At 73.0% G+C, this 17,180-nt stretch carries 11 protein-coding genes; 8 read left to right on the plus strand and 3 right to left on the minus strand.

Translation table 11 applies throughout. The features are described 5' to 3' along the window. Window positions 1-5 precede the first annotated feature (5 nt). The 3 genes from ACQPZP_RS05990 (at window position 6) to ACQPZP_RS06000 (ending at window position 6,243) form a co-directional block, all read left to right on the plus strand. Window positions 6-896, plus strand: coding sequence for a class I SAM-dependent methyltransferase (locus tag ACQPZP_RS05990; RefSeq protein ID WP_433476626.1), 891 nt, complete (start codon window positions 6-8; stop codon window positions 894-896). 243 nt (window positions 897-1,139) lie between these two features. Next, entirely contained in the window at window positions 1,140-3,176 is a 2,037-nt protein-coding gene (locus ACQPZP_RS05995) for a hypothetical protein (protein WP_433476627.1), read from the plus strand. Between the two features lie 43 nt (window positions 3,177-3,219). Further along, window positions 3,220-6,243, plus strand: coding sequence for an ATP-binding protein (locus tag ACQPZP_RS06000; protein ID WP_433476628.1), 3,024 nt, complete (start codon window positions 3,220-3,222; stop codon window positions 6,241-6,243). A gap of 1 nt (window position 6,244) precedes the next feature. Here the strand turns inward: ACQPZP_RS06000 and ACQPZP_RS06005 are convergent, their stop codons facing one another. Both ACQPZP_RS06005 and ACQPZP_RS06010 read right to left on the minus strand, forming a co-directional pair. Then, complete coding sequence (locus tag ACQPZP_RS06005) at window positions 6,245-7,210, minus strand: hypothetical protein (protein ID WP_433476629.1); 966 nt, start codon at window positions 7,208-7,210, stop codon at window positions 6,245-6,247. Between the two features lie 57 nt (window positions 7,211-7,267). After that, on the minus strand, window positions 7,268-8,830 hold the full coding sequence (locus tag ACQPZP_RS06010) for a hypothetical protein (RefSeq protein WP_433476630.1): 1,563 nt from the start codon (window positions 8,828-8,830) through the stop codon (window positions 7,268-7,270). A gap of 356 nt (window positions 8,831-9,186) precedes the next feature. Here ACQPZP_RS06010 and ACQPZP_RS06015 point away from each other — a divergent pair, with 356 nt between their 5' ends. The 5 genes from ACQPZP_RS06015 (at window position 9,187) to ACQPZP_RS06035 (ending at window position 14,068) form a co-directional block, all read left to right on the plus strand. Beyond that, window positions 9,187-10,437: a MurT ligase domain-containing protein gene (locus ACQPZP_RS06015; protein ID WP_433476631.1), complete on the plus strand. Its 1,251-nt coding sequence runs from the start codon at window positions 9,187-9,189 to the stop codon at window positions 10,435-10,437. After that, entirely contained in the window at window positions 10,427-11,146 is a 720-nt protein-coding gene (locus tag ACQPZP_RS06020; RefSeq protein WP_433476632.1) for a type 1 glutamine amidotransferase, read from the plus strand. The genes ACQPZP_RS06015 and ACQPZP_RS06020 overlap by 11 nt, the downstream gene beginning before the upstream one ends. A gap of 175 nt (window positions 11,147-11,321) precedes the next feature. Continuing rightward, window positions 11,322-12,524, plus strand: coding sequence for an RNA-guided endonuclease InsQ/TnpB family protein (locus tag ACQPZP_RS06025; RefSeq protein WP_433476633.1), 1,203 nt, complete (start codon window positions 11,322-11,324; stop codon window positions 12,522-12,524). Between the two features lie 246 nt (window positions 12,525-12,770). After that, window positions 12,771-13,007, plus strand: coding sequence for a hypothetical protein (locus ACQPZP_RS06030; protein WP_433476634.1), 237 nt, complete (start codon window positions 12,771-12,773; stop codon window positions 13,005-13,007). A gap of 74 nt (window positions 13,008-13,081) precedes the next feature. Then, window positions 13,082-14,068 carry a hypothetical protein gene (locus ACQPZP_RS06035; RefSeq protein WP_433476635.1) on the plus strand — a complete coding sequence of 329 codons (987 nt, stop codon included), beginning with the start codon at window positions 13,082-13,084 and terminating at the stop codon, window positions 14,066-14,068. Here the strand turns inward: ACQPZP_RS06035 and ACQPZP_RS06040 are convergent. Next, window positions 14,059-17,133, minus strand: coding sequence for a BTAD domain-containing putative transcriptional regulator (locus ACQPZP_RS06040; RefSeq protein WP_433476636.1), 3,075 nt, complete (start codon window positions 17,131-17,133; stop codon window positions 14,059-14,061). The two genes, ACQPZP_RS06035 and ACQPZP_RS06040, sit on opposite strands and share 10 nt — an antisense overlap. Between the last annotated feature and the right edge of the window lie 47 nt (window positions 17,134-17,180).

The following is a 17,180-nucleotide window of genomic DNA, read 5'->3' on the forward strand; positions in this document are numbered from 1 at the left end:
CGACAATGACGGACTACGTCGCGACCGTGGCGATGCACGAGGCCACGTGGGGGACGTTCCTCGAACCTGACCCGGCCCTGGAGGACGCCGAGAACCTGCACGAGCGGCTCGGCATTCCCATCCTCAGCGGGCACCACGCCGACCTCACCGTCTTCAAGGGACGCAACACGGTCTTCGACCGGATCGCGTCCCGGTCCCAGGACGTGAACCTCGCCTACGAGGACCAGTGCAGCGCGCAGCACTACTACGACGTCTTCGGTTGCGTCGAGCGCGAGCGGGGGGCGCTGACCAGGCTCGTCGACGTCGGCGTCTTCATGGGCGGCTCCGCCGCGGTGCTCGCCGGCTGCGTCGAGCCGATGGGACTCGAACTCGACCTCGTCGACGTCAACCCGGTGTTCCTCCGGTTCGCCCGCGAACGGGTGCGCCGCATCTTCCCGGGCGCCATGACGCGGGTCCGCATGTTCCACGGGGACCTGCCGACCTACGTGGCGAACGTGCTGCGCGCCGAGCAGGCGACGCGCGCGCTGATCCACCACGACGGGGCGCACGACTTCAACCAGGTCGTCAAGGACCTGAGCTCGCTGTACTTCGCCCGCGACCGGATTCACGGTGTCGCGCTCCAGGACACCCACCTGCGCGGCGACATCTCGTACTTCAACTTCGTGGACGCCGCCGTCTACGCCATGTTCGGCGTCGGCGTGAAGTACGAGGCCCTCGGCTCGCGGTACCCCCAGGGCTCGCCGGTGACGAACCCCAACCAGTGGAACGGCAACTACTTCCTGGCCGACACGCCCGAGGGGATGTACGTCCCGTTCGACGGGGTCGAGTGGAAGTACCCGCACCCGACGATGGAACTGGAGACCTTCATGCCGGTGAAGGCGGCCCCCGGCGCCTGAGGGTGGCCGGATGCGGACAACCCGCGGAAGCGGGGTGTCCGATCTTTCCCACGGGCTGACCTGGTGACCGAATTGACGGGAGAAGTCGGGTGTTCGGGGTGCTGTTCCATTGAACGCGGCGCGGGAACGCGGGAAGCTCTTTACCCTGTGCTTGTAGCAAACCGACCATAAGCAACCGAACAGGCAACCCCCAGGCGTTCCCTACATTCCCGCGACTCCCAGGGGTCTCTCGACGTGACGGACATGGCGAGCGGGTCCGCGATGGCGCGGCTCACACAGGCCGACCGCGTCCATGTGGGCTGGCGCTACGCGCAGGTGCACCCCGATCCGGGGCCGCCCCCGAGCCGGCCTGAGGCGCCCGAACGGGCCCCGCTGCCGCCGCCCGCGCGGCGCCCCGGCGAGGACATGGCCGGCCGGCCGCTGCGGATCGCGTTCGGCGGGACGCTCGTGTTCGTCGCCCTGTTCCTGCTGTGCGGCATCGCCGGCATCATCCCGTGGGCGTTCGCCGGGGTGGCGCTGCTGGCGTGCGCGGTCGTCCTCGCCATCACCGGAGGCGGGCTGTGGCGGGACGAGAAGGGCGTCCGGGAAAGGCTCGCGCAGGAGCGGGACGCGGAGCAGCGCGAGCGGGCCGCCCGTGAACGCAGGCGCGAGGCGGCCGAGAAGGCGTACGCGAAGGAACGGGCCGAGTGGGAGCGCCGCCATTCGGCGTACGAGAGCCAGCGCGAGTGGTACCCGGTCGCCGTCCCGCCCGGGGTCGACCGGGTGGACGTCGTCGGCGGGACGCTCGCCGGATGGTCCGCGGCGGTGACCACCATGGGCGCCGCCCGGCTCGCCGTCGGCGCCCGGCTGACCGTCATCGACCTGTCCGAGGGCGCGGTCGCGCACGACCTGCTCCGGCTCGCGGCCGACCGCGGCGACGACCCGCTCGTCTGGGTGCTGCCGGCCGACCTCCCGCGCCTGGACGTCACCCGCGGCCTGAACCCCGAGGCGCTCGCCGACGTGCTGTCGCTCGTCGTCAGCGCGGGCGAGGAGGAGGGCGGCACCCGCGACCTGTCGTTCGACAACTCGATCCTGGAACGGCTCATCGAGGTGCTCGGCCCGGACACGACGATCCCGCGCATCACGGCGGCGCTGCGCGTCCTCGCCCAGGTCGGCGACCCGCGCGACGACCTGCGGAAGGGCCTCCTCGACGACGAGCAGCTCGAACGCATCGCGACGCTGTTCGGGCGGGACGCGACCGACCGGATCGTCGTCCGCCGCGCGTGGGCGCTTGAGGCGCAGCTCCGCAAGCTGGAGAAGCTCGCCACCGAGCCGGTGCGGCTGCCGCCGTCCCGGCTCCACGTCGTGTCGATGGACCGGCGTGCCGGCGTCCTCACCAACCGCATCCTCGGCACGTACGTGACGACCGCGCTCACGCACCGCGTCCGCGAGGCCCCGCCCGGCGGCCGCTGGGATCACACACTCTTCCTCTGCGGCGCCGAGAAGCTGCGCGGCGACGTCCTGGACCGGCTCATCGACGCCTGCGAGGCCACCGGGACCGGGCTCGTCCTGATGTACCGGTCGATCCCCGGCCACGTGCGGGAGCGGCTCGGCCGGCGCGGGCACGCCGCCGTCGGGTTCATGCGGCTCGGCAACCCCGAGGACGCGCGGGTCGCCGCAGAGCACATCGGCGCCGGGCAGCCGCTGCTCGTCGCCGAGATCACCGACGCGGCCGGGGAGACCCTGTTCGACGTGGCGGGGGAGAGCTACGCCAGCACGGTCGCGTTCGCGCGGCCGCGCGGCGACGGCCTCACCGACCCGGTCTGGTCGCCGCTGCCCGCGCCCGCCGCCGACGACTCCGTCCTGGTGGAGGGCATCAGCTCGGCGACCGCGTGGGGCCGGACGGTCGCCGACCGCCGCCGTCCCGACAAGCAGCGGTTCCGGGAACTGCTCGTCGAGCCGCCGCAACTGCAGGAGCTGCCGCCGACCGCGATGGTCTTCACCCATTCGGGCGCGACGGGCCGCCGCACCCTGCTCGTGGACGCCAACCCCGGCATCATCACGCTGCCGACCGCGCACTCGATGGAGTACGAGGAGTACCTCCGCGAACAGCAGCGGGCCCCGGAACAGGCGGACGACGAGACACCGGAGCCCCCCGAGGCGCCGCAGGAGGTGCCCGCGCCCCGGGTGCCGCGCGCCCGCCACGCACTGCCGCGCGGCGCCGGGTCGCGCCCGGCCCGGATCGTCCCGCCACTGAAGCCCAACGGCAGGCACAAGGCCGACCCCCCGTCCGCTTCCTGACGGGGCATTGGCGTGCGGGCCGGGGGCGCGGAAGGATGCTGACGTGACCCCGCCCCCTGGATCGCCGCCGCCCGGGATGCCGCCCTACCGCAGGGCGCCGGGCCCACCCCCGGGAGGGCCGCCGCCCGCCATGCGCGCCGCGGAGCCGTTCGTGCTGCCGGGGCCCTGGTACCGGATTCAGGCGATTCCGGCTCCGCAGCGGGACGCGTCGGCCGAGTGGGACTTCGTCAGCGTGCTGCCCGCCGCGCTCTCGGCCGCGCGGCTGGGCAGGCCGTTCGTCGTCGGCTGGTTGTCGGCGGGAGGAGGCGCCCCGCTGGAGCTGATCACCAACGCCGGGCCGATCGGGACGCCGGAGCCCGACGCGGAGACCCACGGGCTGCTGTTCCCGAGCGGCGCGCGCGGCGTCCCGGTCGGGGACGGGTGGCTGCGGCGGGCGGAGCGGATGGCGTGGACGCGCTGCCCCGGCCGTCTCGCGCCGCAGGGGGCCGGGGCGGACGGCGGCCCCGGGCTGTTCGAGGCGACGCTCGTCACGCTGATGGAGCGGCCGTTCGGCTGGTTCGTGGTCGCCGAGCCGTGCGACGAGCGGCTGATCGACACCGAGATGCGGGAGCTGCACCACGAGCTGCGGATGCTGCGGCGCGGCGAGGACGAGAACGCCCGGCTCGCCGTCGCCCGCGCCGACCGGCGGCTCGCCGAGCTGGACGCGTTCCGCGAGGCCGGGCTGTGGCAGGTCCGGGTCGTGGCCGGGGCCGCGTCGCAGGACGAGCTCGGGCAGATCGCGCCCGTGCTGGTCGGGTCGATGGAACTCGGCCACCACCCGTACCGGCTGCGGTCGGGGCAGGGCAGCGGATCGTTCGCCGAGATGCTGAGCCCGGGGACGGCGCCCGCGCCGGTCCGCCCGATGGCGGAGTCCGAGCAGCGGTTCCCGTTCGTCGCGACGGCCGGGGCGCTGGCCGCGCTCGCCGGGCTGCCGCGCCGCGAGGTCCCCGGCCTGCGGGTGCTGGACGCCGGGTACTTCGACGTCACGTCGGAGACGGCGCCCGGCGCCGGGGACGCGCAGATCGAGCTGGGCGCCATCCTGGACGGCCAGGACCGGGAGGTCGGCCGGTTCACCGTCCCGCGCTCCACGATCAACCGGCACGTGTTCGTCACCGGCGCGACCGGCGCGGGCAAGTCGCAGACCGTCCGGCACCTGCTGGAGCAGCTCACCCGGGCCGGCGTCCCGTGGCTGGCGATCGAGCCGGCGAAGTCGGAGTACGCGGCGATGGCGGGCCGCATCCAGGACCTCGGCGGGCCCGTCACGGTCGTCAACCCGTCCGACCCGGACTCGGTGCCGCTGTCGGTGAACCCGCTCGCGCCCGAGCCCGGCTACCCCGTCCAGGCGCACATCGACATGGTGCGCGCCCTGTTCCAGGCCGCGTTCGACGCCGAGGAGCCGTTCCCGCAGATCATGGCGCAGGCGCTCCAGCGCGTCTACGAGAACAACGGGTGGGACGTCGTGACCGGCGCGGGCGTGCCCGGCTCGCTGATCGAGCCCGCCGTCCCGACGCTGGAGCAGCTCCAGAACGCGGCGCTCCAGGTCATCCAGGACGTCGGGTACGGGCGCGAGCTGATGGCCGACGTGCAGGGCTTCGTGGACGTCCGGCTCCGCTCCCTGCGCATCGGCTCCGCCGGACGGTTCTTCGAGGGCGGCCACCCGGCCGACATCGGCGGGATGCTCCGCGACAACATCGTCCTCGCCATCGAGGACGTCGCGAACGACGAGGACAAGGCGTTCCTCATGGGCACCCTGATCATCCGCATCGTGGAGCACCTGCGGATGCGGGAACGGAACCGCGACCGCGCCGCCGGCTCCGCGCTCCGGCACGTCATCGTCATCGAGGAGGCGCACCGCCTGCTGCGCAACCGCGGCCCGGAACGCGGCAGCTCCCACGCCGTCGAGCTGTTCGCCGGGATGCTCGCCGAGATCCGCGCCTACGGCGAGGGCATCATCGTCGCCGAGCAGATCCCGACGAAGCTCGTCCCGGACGTCATCAAGAACACCGCGCTGAAGGTCGTCCACCGGCTGCCGGCGTACGACGACCGGCACCAGGTCGGCGCGGCCATGAACCTGGACGCCGACCAGTCCCGCGAGGTGGTGTCGCTGCGCCCGGGCGTCGCCGCCGTCTTCGCCGACGGCATGGACCGTCCGCTCCGCGTCCGCGTCCCGCTGGGGGAGGGCCGCGAAGCCGAGCTGGCGGGCCCGCCGCCGCCCGTGGACGGCCGCCGCTCGGCCGCCTGCGGCTGCGAATGCCGCTCGGGCCGGGCCTGCACCCTGTGGGAACTCCGCGAGGCCGACCTGATCGCGGGCCACGCCGACTGGGCCTGGCTCCGCCTGTGGGCCGACACGCTCGTGCTGGCGCACGTCGTGAACCGCCCGATGCCGGCCGTCCCGCCCGACCTCGGCCGCGCCTGGTCGCGGCTCGCCCCCCGGCTCCGCGAATGCGCGCTGGCGACCGTCCTGGAACGGGCCGTGACCCGGCGGTCACGGTCGCTGCGCAACGCCTACCTTCCCGCCGACCTCACCGCCGCCGTCGCCGAGGTCGCCCAGCGCTTGCTGGGCGGCGGCGCCCCCGCCACCGCCCCCGGCCCGCAGTGGGTGATCCCGCAGGTCAAATGGCTGCACGAGCTCGACCGCCTCTTCCCCTACGGCGGCGGCGCCCCCGACAAGCACGCCCTCGCGCCGCGAATGGACTACCAGCTCCCGGGCCTCAAGCAGCCGCCGGACGCCAAACTCGGCCACCGCCTCCGCGCCCTGCGCCGCCACCCGCTGTCGATGGAACTGGAGCGCAACCGCCCCATCGCCGTGAGCGCGCTCTACGGCGACGACGACCAGTCCGGCTTCTTCCAGGACCTCTCCACCGTCGCGATCGGTTTCGACGAGGACGAGCAGATCGACCACGTGGCCGAGACGATGCGCGTGACCGAATGGCTGGAGCCCGTCCTGAGCTGGTTCGACCGCTTCATAACCCCCTTCGAAGACCCGTCCAAGGGCCTCCCCTTCCTCAACCCCCCGGGCGCCGGGTGACTCAGATGTCGCTTTCGCCGCGGGTGGGGAGGCCGGCCTTTTCGGCGATGGGGGTCCAATAGCCGATGAACTCGTTCTTGGCGGAGCTCGCTCGCTGGTTGACGTCGGCGACCTCGCCCTCGGACGGGCAGCCGGGGGCGCCGTCCAGGTAGCGCTGGTTCGACTCGGTCGACGCCTCCAGGGCACGGACGAGGGCGTCCTTCATCTGGGTCCCGTTGTCGAGGGCGCTCACTTCGAGGGCGCGGGCCTGCTCCAGCTGGTTCTTGCGCGCGTCGAGGATGCGTTGCAGACCGTCCACGGGGCAGCCGCTGGTGACGACCGTGCCGAGTTCGGAGCGGGTCGCGCCCATGTCGGCCAGCAGCTTGTCCACCGCGCCGGCCTGCGCTTCGAGATCGCCGTTCGTGCCGGTGGAGGTGTTCTCGGTCGCTGGTGAGGCGCCCTGGCTCTCGACCGCGGACGGCGAGGTGGCGGCCGGCGGCGTGTCCGAGCCGCTCGGCCAGAGCACGATGCCCGCCGCGAGCCCGATCAGAAGGACGACGCCCGCCGCGGCCAGGAAGTACGGGAGATTGCTGCGCTTGGGCGGGGCCGGCGGCTGCCAGATCGCGGGCTCGGACCAGGGCTCGGACCACGGCTCGGGGGAGAGCTGCGTGGTCCGCTCCACGGACGGCGGCATGTGAGCCGTCCCCTCCGACGAGGGCGGCATCTGCGCCGTCCGCTCCTCCGAGGGCATGGCCGCCGTCCGGTCGTCGGAGGGCGCGATGGGGGTCGTGTGGTCCGGGGGCGCCCCCCAATGGGCGGGGGCCTGCCCGGCCCACGGCGGCGGCACCGGCTCACGGGGGACGGGGATGCCGTCCTCCGGGTCGCGGACCGTCGAGTCGTCTGCGCGGGACGGCGGCAGCGGCGCGTTGCAGCGCAGGCATCTGGGCGACGCCGAAGAGGTCTCGGTTCCGCAGTTCGGACACCGCATGACGGCCCCCCTGGCCCCGTGAATACGAACGGTCAGAGAATACTGCGCTACCGCCTGTTATACGCGCTTCCAGCTCCGCAGCGGCTGGCCCGTCTGCTTCGCGACCGGGTTCCACAGCACGACGAACTGCTTCTTGGCCGTCGTCGCGCGCCGCTCACCGGCGGCGCGCCCCGGAACGTGCGCCGCGCTGGGACGCGGCTTGCCCTTGCACTTGCGCTGGTTCGCCTGCGCCCACTGCAGCAGGACCTGGTCGACCTGCAGCGACGCCGTCAGCGCCTGGGACAGCGAGCCGCGCAGCCGCTCGCCGTTGGCGAGCTTGTCGACCTTGAGGGCCCGCGTGCGGTTCAGCTGGTTCGTGCGCCGCTGCGCGACCGTCTGGAACCCCTGGATCGCCTGCGGCAGCGTCTTGCACTTGCCGGCGCGGCCGAGCGCCCCGGCGAGGACGCGGCGGGTGGCGACGCTGTCGTTGATGAGCTTGTTCACCGTCGCGGCCTGCTGCTTGGTCTCAGGCGGGATCGCGTTCTTCTGCGCGACCTGCTTCTGGGACGCCGCCGGAGACGGGTTCGCGTCCCCGGGCGAGCCGCCGGACGGCCACGCGACGACCGCGACGGCGCCGGCCGCGACCGTGACCAGCGCGGCGACGGCCGCGATGAGCGGCTTGCTCGTCCCGTTCTTGTTCGGTCCCGGCGGCACCTGGCCCGGCGGGTAGCCGAAGGCGGGGTCGCCCGGCCCCATCGGGCCCATGGGCTGCATCCCCGGGCCCATGGGGGGCGCGCCCATCTGGCCCGGCCCCATCGGACCCGGCCCCATCGGCGGCTGGTTCATCGGGCCCATGAGGGGAGCGGCGCCCATGGGGGCGCCCATTGGGGAGCCCGGGTCCATCCGGGTCCGGTCGAGGTCTTCGCCGAACCCCTGGGCGCCGGGGGCCGACCCCGGGCCGGGGTCGAACTGCGTCACGTCGGCGTCCAGCATGGTGGCCGGTTGCCCGGCGGGAGGCTGCTGTCCCCACACCTGCGTCGGCTCGGCCTCAGGCCCCTCGGGCCTGCGCGGCTGCGCGAACCACGAGTCCGGGACGATCGACTCGCCGGGCGAGGCCTGCTCGCCCAGCCCGAACGGGTTCGAGGGCGGAGGGCCGGCCGCGGGGGCGGCCTTCTCCTCCGCAGGCGGCGCCGGCTGCTCGTTCCCCCATGCGGGCGGGGGCCTGAAGCCGCCTGAGTCGTCCTCGTCCGGGTTGAACGTCCAGGCCGCGGTGTCCTCGGGGTCGACGGGCGGCAGCGGCGACGCGGCCGCGGGCGTCGGGTCCGACGGTTCCACGGACAGCCGCAGCGGCGGCCGCGCCGGAGGCTCGGGGGCCGTCTGCTGCGGCGACGGCTGGGGCGGCATCGCCAGGTCCGGGCTCACGGCCGGCTGCGCGCCCGTGCCCCAGGACGGGGTGGGCGGCGGCGTCATCATCGTCCGGTCGCCGGGCACCTCGGCGGCGACGCCCGCCGGGGCGGTGTCCGCGACGGGAGCCCCCATGGGAACGGCGGGCCCGACCGAGTACACGTCGATCGGCGCCTCGCAGTGCGAACACTTGCCGAGCGTCCCAGGCGTGTCATTACCGCACGTCGGACACTGCATCGCTCTGACCTCGCCTTATAGCCGCTTGCCCACGCTTGCGATCCAGGCCCGCCGGCCGGGGCGGGCACCGCCTCCCCGCGATCCAGCAGGGCTCCCGACAAAAGTAGTGGGTGACGCCGTTCTCGGACGCGTGGTTGTCAATCTGGCACACCGCAGTCGGAGGTGGCACCGAATCACGACATGTCGGCAATGGTCAAGATTGCCGCAGGTGGTTTACCTGAAATGCTGTGATGCTGCTCACAATTCAGGTTCCGGTCGCCGGGGACGCCCCTCAACCCCGCCGGCACGCCGCGCGCGCCGCGCTCACCGGCTAGGCTCGGAGCGGTTTCCCGGCGCATCCAGAGAAGACGGAGTCCATGAGCGATCTTCCGCTGCGTTCGCAGCTGGCCGTCGCGCTCGGTCGTACGGCCGCCAAGATGTCCCGAATGGCGGGCCGCGGGGACGGCTCGGTGATCGGCGGGCGGGTCGGCCTCCGCCTCGACCCCGAGCTGCTGACCAGGCTCGCCAAGGACCGCAAGCTCGTCCTCGTCAGCGCCACCAACGGCAAGACGACGACGACCCGGCTGATCACCTCGGCGATGACGCCGCTGGGCGAGGTCGCCACCAACGCGTTCGGCGCGAACATGCCGACCGGGCACGTGTCCGCGCTCGCGTCCGCGCCGTCCGCCCGCTACGGCGTGCTGGAGTGTGACGAGAAGTACGTCCCGATGGTCCTGAAGGAGACCGGGGCGAACATCGTCGCGCTGATGAACCTCAGCCGCGACCAGATGGACCGCGCCGCCGAGATCTGGCTGCTGGCCGGCAAGTGGCGCAAGGCGCTGGAGGCGTCCCCGACCAGCCACGTCATCGCCAACTGCGACGACCCGCTGGTCACCTGGGGCGCGTCCACCGCCAAGAGCGTGACGTGGGTCGCCGCGGGCCAGCACTGGCGCGAGGACTCCTGGTGCTGCCCCGAGTGCGGCGGCCCCCTCGACCGGCAGGACACCGACGAGGACAGCGACTGGCGCTGCCGCCAGTGCCACTTCGCCCGTCCCCGTCCCGACTGGGCGCTGAAGGGCGACCTGATCACCGGCCCGGACGGCCGGACGTTCTCGCTGACCGGGCTCTCCCTGCCCGGGCGGGCCAACCGCTCGAACGCCCTGATCGCGCTGGCGGTCGTCGCGCAGTTCGGGGTCGCGCCCGAGCAGGCGCTGCCGCTGCTGTCGCAGGTCACGTCGGTCGCCGGCCGGTACACGACGGTCGAGCACGAGGGCCGCTCGATCCGGCTGCTGCTGTCGAAGAACCCGGCGGGCTGGCTGGAGGCGTTCGACGTCCTGCAGCCCGCGCCCGGCCCGGTCGCCCTGTCGATCAACGCGCAGGGTCCGGACGGCCGCGACACCTCCTGGCTGTGGGACGTCGACTACCGCATCCTGAGGGGCCGTCCCGTGTGGGTCGCCGGCGAGCGCCGCATCGACCTCGCCGCCCGGCTGGAGGCCGCGGAGGTGTCCTTCACGCTGGTGGACGACATCGACCAGGCGGTCATGGCCGTCCCGCCCGGGCACCTGGACGTGATCGCCAACTACACCGCCTTCCAGAACATCCGAACGAGGTACGGCCGTGTCGTCTGACCGCATCAAGATCGTCTGGATCTACCCGGACCTGCTCAGCACCTACGGCGACCAGGGCAACACGATCGTCCTGGAGCGGCGGGCCGCGCTGCGCGGCATCCCGACCGAGACCGTCAGCCTCCGGTCGGACGAGCCCGTCCCCGCCGACGGCGACATCTACCTGCTCGGCGGCGGTGAGGACCGGCCGCAGATCCTCGCGGCGCAGCGCCTGCGGGGCGACGGGGGGCTCGCCCGCGCCGTCCAGTCGGGGGCGGTCGTGTTCGCCGTCTGCGCCGGCTACCAGCTGCTCGGCCACGAGTTCGGCGGCGAGGAGGGGCAGCCCGTCCCCGGCCTCGGCCTGCTCGACATCCGTTCGGGACGCGGCGAGCAGCGCGCGGTCGGCGAGATCGTCGGGGACGTCGCGGGCGAGCTGAACGTGCCGCGCATCACCGGCTTCGAGAACCACCAGGGCGTCACCCACCTCGGGCAGAACGCGCGCCCCTTCGCGAAGGTCGTGCACGGCGTCGGCAACGGCGGCGGCGACGGCTTCGAGGGTGCGTACAGCGGCCGTGTCCTCGGCACCTACATGCACGGCCCGGCCCTGGTCCGCAACCCGGGCCTGGCCGACCTCCTGCTCCGCTGGGCGGTCGGCACCGAGCTGCAGCCGCTGGACGACTCCTGGGCGGGCCGCCTCCGCGAGGAACGCCTGCAGGCCGTCGCCGCCGGCTGACCTTCCGCGTTTGGGCCTGGCGCGGGGGTCCGGCCGCTGCGACCGGACTTCAGGCTGGGGAGTAATTCGGACTCGGTCAGAAGCGGCCCGGCGCAGCCGGGACGTTCCAAGAACCGGGTCCGCTGGCATCCGGAAAACCTTACGCGCACCGATCCGGTGTGTAAGGTGATTGGTCATGCGGACGGCGTACAAGTGCCGGGCCTACCCCGACCCTGAACAGGCGGCCACCTTTGGCCGCACGTTCGGCTGCGTGCGCCTGGTGTGGAACAAGACCCTTGCCGAACGGCACCGCGCCTACCATGCCGAGGGCAAGCGCACGTCCTACAAGCAGACTGACGCCGCCTTGACGGCCTGGAAGAAGACGCAGGACCTGGCATTCTTGTCCGAGGTGTCCAGCGTTCCGCTGCAGCAGGCGCTGCGGCACCAGCACGCCGCCTTCGCCAACTTCTTCGCCGGACGTGCCCACTACCCGCGCTTCAAGACCCGCACCTCCCGCCAGAGCGCGCACTACACCCGCTCGGCGTTCCGCATGCGCGAAGGCGAACTGTGGATGGCCAAGACCACCGCGCCGTTAACGTTCGTGTGGTCCTTCGATGAGGTGGACCTCGCCGGGCTGAACCCGACAATGGTGGTGGTCTCGCGGGAGCCGGACGGCCGCTGGTATGTGACCTTCGCCGTCGACACCGACACCCCCGAGCCCCTGCCGGCCGCCGGGCACCAGATCGGCATCGACCTGGGGGTGAAGGACTTCGCGGTGACCTCCGACGGGGAGTCCATTCCCAACCCCCGCCACCTGGACAAGAAGCAGCGCAACCTGGCCCGCTATCAGCGGCGCATGGCCCGCAAACAGCCCGGTTCGGTCAACCGCCGCAAGGCCAAGACCAAGGTCGCCCGCGCCTGCCGCAAGGTCCGCAACGCGCGCGCCGACTTCCTGCACCGCACCAGCACCGGCCTCGTCCGCCAAGCAGACGTGATCGTGATCGAAGACCTCGCGGTCGCCAACATGGTCCGCAACCACAGCCTGGCCAAGGCGATCTCCGACTGCGGGTGGGGCGAGTTCCGCCGCCAGCTGGAGTACAAGGCCGAACGCGCCGGACGCACCCTGATCGTGATCGACCGCTGGTACCCCTCGTCCAAGACCTGCTCGCACTGCGGGCACCTGCTGGCCGAGCTGAGTCTTTCCACCCGGCACTGGTCGTGCCCGGGCTGCCGCACCCGGCATGACCGGGACGTCAACGCGGCCAAGAACATCCTTGCGGCTGGTCGAGCCGTAGCCGGGGGCACCCCCGGCGAGGTCTGTGGAGCTGATGTCAGACGGCAAGGGTCCTCCCTTCCGCAGTCGGCTACGAAGCAGAAACACCCACGGCGCGAGCCGTAGGAACTCCTCCCTTCAGGGGGAGAGGCAGTCAAGCTTCTCCGCGTCCATACCGGTGGCTACGCCCTCAACTTCTACAAGACCCGCAGTGACGAGGCTCGCGCTTGGAGCGAACGCAGCCGCCAGGAACTCTCCGGCCAATGGCCTCAACTGTCTCTGGGAAACCGCCCCACCGACCGCAACACGGTCACAACCCGCGACCTCTCCGGCCTACGCCGTACCTGACGCGAACGCTTGCCGTGCGGCACTATGAGCGGGCTTGGTCAGCTCTCGAAGGGAACGGCCGAACTCCTGGACCACGGCTGCGCGGTCATCGTGCTCAGCCGCGGTATGGAACTGCGGCTCCTGACCATGTCCGCGACCCTGGAGCTGCTGGAGGAGGCAGGGGTGGAGGCACACGTGGAGGAGACGGTCGCGGCCGTCGATCTCTACAACCGGCTTGCCGAGACGACTGCCGTCGGCGGCCTGTTCCACTCGACGTGCTGACCATCCCGGTTGGAACTGATGTGCGGGCGGGGTCGTCTGAAGATCACCTGATCTCCTCGTGATTCGGAGCCTTGGTGTACTACACGGACGACGGTTCGATCGACTTCAAGGAGCTGGCGAACGAACTCGCCAACATGCTCCACGGCTATCCGTACGGCGAGCCGCCGGACACGCTGGGCATGATCGCCAATGAGCTGGGGGCCGATCCCGGCAGCCGGCAGGGGCGCGCGATGATGGTCGCCGCGTACGCCGGCCGCTGGTACGTCAAGTGGCAGATCACCGAGGTCTCTCTCTTTGACGACCTGATCGACGCCGCCTCCCGGGCCGGGGAGGTCTACGGGGAGGCGGTCTGCCCGTCGCCCGGCGAGCACAAGCACCCCGTGATCCGCGGTGAGGACCCCGAGGGGGCGGCCGAGGTCATGGCTCTGATCGGCGACCCCGAGGCGTGGAAGGCCTACGACGGGTTCCTCACCGATGAGGGCGTGGACCTCGATGCCATGAACTGCTCCGGCTTCCTGGCGGGCCTGGCCGCCCAGACGGTGGCGGACCTCACGGAGGCACGGAAGGAGCGGTTCGAGGCCCCGACCGCCGATCCCGAGCTGGATGCGCGCTACCTGACCGGGGACGGCCGGACGAACCTCGACGCCGTGCTCTCCGACATCGAACGGCAGAAGTACAGCAGCATCGATCCCACCGCCGAGAAGGCCGCCGTCTGGGCGGCCCGCAGGTTGCTGGGGGACGCGCTCCCCGAAGAGCGCGCGCCGCTCGCCCTGGCCGTGGCGCACCTGGCCCAGCACTGCTACTGGGGCTCGGCCGCTCCGTCCGTGGCCGCCCTCTACAACGAGGCCCTCAAGACGTTCGACCTCTCCGCCCTCGACCGGCCCTGCCCGCATCCCGATGGCCATGACGTCCAGATCCGGGACACCCCGCGCCATGCGCGCAGCCTGGTCTCCCCGCCCGAGGACGCCGACGAGCACGGCCGGTGCCCGCGCCGTGTCGCCAAGTACGTTCAGGAGATGATCGACTACACCGAGATGTACGCGTCCCGTCATCAGGATTGACGGCGGGCCCTGCCCACGGCGGCCGTGATCCGGTCGACGTCGCCGCGTTCGGCCGGCGGGAGCGGGGCGTCCACGCTGCGGCGGAACGCGTCCGCCGCGCCGAGGAGGCGTGCGGCGCGTTCCGCGTCGCCGCCGAGGACCGCCGCGCCCGCCAGCCCTTCCAGGGACAGCGCCACCGCCCGGGGTTCCCCGATCGATCGGGCGATCTCCAGCCCGCGGCGGTGATGCGCGAGAGCCCGCGAGGCGTCTCCGCGCAGTTCGGCGGTGAAGCCGAGCTCCGCCTCCAGTAGGTGTTCGCCTATCTCGGACGAGTCGTACTCGTCGCGAATGCGGTGCAGGAGGGTCTCAGCCGCGTCGAGGTCGCCGGAACGGCGGGCGCCGAGGGCGAGCCCCATCAGCGCGTGCATCTCGCCGTACATGTAGCCCTGCTCGACGGCCAGCCGCCCAGCTCTCTCGTGCAGGTCGCGGGCCCGGTCCCAGTCGCGGGCGAGCAGCGCCAGCCTGCCGAGGCCGGAGAGCCGGGCGGCCACCTCCGTCCGGAGGTCCAGCTCCCGGGCGATGCGCAGGCCCTCGTTCTGGCGGCGTTCGGCCTCCGCGTAGTCCCCTTTGATCTCGGCGAGGACGGCCAGCGGCGACACGGTCTGAAGTTCGCCCCAGCGGTCGCCGAGTTCACGGAAGAGGCGGGCGGCGTCGGGGCCGTCCCGTCCGATGGTCCGGAGGTCGCCGCGGACGAGCGCCAGCATCGCCCGCAGGCTGAGCGAGGCGGCGGTGCCCCAGCGGTCGCCGGCCTCGTCGAAGAGGGCCAGCGCGCGGGCGTTGGTCTTCTCGCTCGCATCGGGCTCACCGATGTGGAACAGACCGTAGGCGTAAAGCCAGAGGGCCCGGCCCGGCATTTTCCGATCCGTCGATGCCCCGGGCCGGTCTCCTGTCAGTAGCGCGAACGCGTCGCGGAGCAGCCGGAGTTCGGCGTCCTGCCGCGGGGCCGCGTCGAGTACCGCCGACAGGGTGCGGCGCGCTTCGTGCAGGCGGCCGCGCAGCAGCCACCACCAGCACAGGGCCGTGGCGAGACGCGCCGCATCGGGCCGTCCCATCGCCTCGTCCAGCGCCGCTCGCATGTTCGCCGCCTCGGCGTCGAGCCGATCCAGCCATGCCCGCTGGTCCGCCCCGCGGAGTTGCGGCTCGGCGCGTTCGGCGAGGTCGAGGTAATGGCGCAGATGGCGGTCGCGGGTGCCGGTCAGGTCGTCCTTCTCCTCCAGGCGCTCCATCGCGTACGCCGCCACGGAGTCCAGCAGGCGGTAACGCGGGCCTGACGTTCCGTCCGCCATCACGACAAGGGACCTGTCGACCAGCCGTGTGAGGAGGTCGACAACGTCGTCGCGGCGCACGCCGTCGCCCGAGCAGACGGCCTCGGCCGCGTCCAGGCCGCAGCCGTCCACGTGCACGGCGAGCCTGCGCAGCACGATGCGTTCGGACGGGGCGAGCAGCTCCCAGCTCCAGTCGATCACCGCCCGGAGGGTGCGCTGGCGGGCGGGCGCGCCGCGCGGTCCCGTGGTGAGGACCCCGAACCGGTCGGTGAGCCGCGCCGCCAGTTCCCGCACCCCGAGCGCCCGGACCCGGGTCGCCGCCAGCTCCAGCGCGAGCGGGATGCCGTCGAGGCGGCGGCAGATCTCCGCGACCGCCTCGCGGCCGTCGTCCAGCGAGAACCCGGGGGCGGACGCGGCGGCGCGGGCGGCGAAGAGCCGCACCGCGTCGGCCTCCTGGAGCGGCTCCACCAGGTAGACGGTCTCGCCCGTCAGGCCGAGCGGTTCGCGGCCGGTCGTCAGGATCCGGAGTCCGGCGGCGGAGCGCAGCAGCAGGCCGGCGAGTTCGGCGGCGGGGCCGGCGACCTGCTCGCAGTTGTCGAGGACGAGCAGGAGCCGCCGGTCGCGCAGCGCCGCCGCGAGCCGCTCCGCGGCGCGCAGCGCCGCCGCGAGCCGCTCCGCGGGGCCTTCGGCGGTGGCCGGCGTTCCGGACGGCACGTCGTCGCGGAGCCCGAGCACGGCCGACACCTCCTGCGCCAGCTCGGCCGCGCCGCCGCGCTGACCGGCGAACTCGACGAGCCACACCCCGTCAGGGAAGCCGGTTCCGCCGAGCCGGCGGGCCGCCTCGACGGCGAGCCGCGTCTTGCCGACGCCGCCCGGCCCGGTCAGCGTGACCAGGCGCGCCGCGCCGAGGAGCCGCTCGACGTCGTCCAGGCACCGGTCGCGGCCGATCAGCTCGGTCAGCGGGACCGGGAGGTGCGATCGCGGCGCGGCGCCCGGTTCGGGGGCGAGCGGCTCGTCCTGCCGCAGGATCGCCTCGTGCAGCACGGCGAGCTCCGGGCCCGGATCGAGGCCCAGCTCGTCCGCCAGCAGTTTCCGCAGGTCGGCGTAGGTCTCCAGGGCCTCGCTCTGGCGACCCGCCCGGTACAGGGCCCGCATCTGGACGGCGCGCAGCCGTTCCCGGAACGGGTGGTGCGCCACGAGGCCGGCGAGCTCCCCGGCGAGCAGGAGGTGCTCGCCGGCTTCGAGCCGCGCCTCGGCCTGCTCCTCCAGCACGGCCAGCCGCTCGTCGGCCAGGCGGTCCGCCGCGGCCCGCGCGAACTCCTCGTCCGCGAAGTCGGCGAACGGCGCCCCCCGCCACAGGCTCAGCGCCTCGGTGAGCAGGCCGGCGCGCGCACGCGGCTCGTCCACCGCGCGGGCTCGGTCCGCCAGTGCGCGGAACCGGTCGGCGTCCACCTCGTCTCCGGGCCCGTCGAGGCGGAGCCGGTACCCGGGCGCCTGCCGCACCACACGGTCCCGGCCGAGGACGCGGCGCAGCTGGGAGACCTTGGCCTGCAGGGCGTTGGCGGGGTTGCCGGGCAGGTCGTCGCCCCACAGGTCGTGGACGAGCCGGTCGGCGGAGACGGGCCGCCCCTCGTGCACCAGCAGATCAGCGAGCAGTGCCCGGACCTTCGCCTCCGGGATCCGTACGGGCTCCCCGTTGCCGGAAGACTCCCCGGAAGCGCCGTCCCACACCATCAGCGGACCGAGCACGCCAAACCGCATGTCCGCACCGTACCCGGCGGTGCTTCGGCGGCCGTCAGCGGACCATC

The organism is Spirillospora sp. CA-142024 (genome assembly GCF_050942325.1).
GTDB lineage: Bacteria > Actinomycetota > Actinomycetes > Streptosporangiales > Streptosporangiaceae > Spirillospora.

Excerpts from the sequence above, each read along its gene's own strand:
- ACQPZP_RS06010 (WP_433476630.1), bottom strand. The coding sequence starts at position 8,830 with ATGCAGTGTCCGACGTGCGGTAATGACACGCCTGGGACGCTCGGCAAG.
- ACQPZP_RS05990 (WP_433476626.1), top strand. The coding sequence starts at position 6 with ATGACGGACTACGTCGCGACCGTGGCGATGCACGAGGCCACGTGGGGG.
- ACQPZP_RS06030 (WP_433476634.1), top strand. The coding sequence starts at position 12,771 with ATGAGCGGGCTTGGTCAGCTCTCGAAGGGAACGGCCGAACTCCTGGAC.
- ACQPZP_RS06015 (WP_433476631.1), top strand. The coding sequence starts at position 9,187 with ATGAGCGATCTTCCGCTGCGTTCGCAGCTGGCCGTCGCGCTCGGTCGT.
- ACQPZP_RS06005 (WP_433476629.1), bottom strand. The coding sequence starts at position 7,210 with ATGCGGTGTCCGAACTGCGGAACCGAGACCTCTTCGGCGTCGCCCAGA.
- ACQPZP_RS06040 (WP_433476636.1), bottom strand. The coding sequence starts at position 17,133 with ATGCGGTTTGGCGTGCTCGGTCCGCTGATGGTGTGGGACGGCGCTTCC.
- ACQPZP_RS05995 (WP_433476627.1), top strand. The coding sequence starts at position 1,140 with ATGGCGAGCGGGTCCGCGATGGCGCGGCTCACACAGGCCGACCGCGTC.
- ACQPZP_RS06025 (WP_433476633.1), top strand. The coding sequence starts at position 11,322 with ATGCGGACGGCGTACAAGTGCCGGGCCTACCCCGACCCTGAACAGGCG.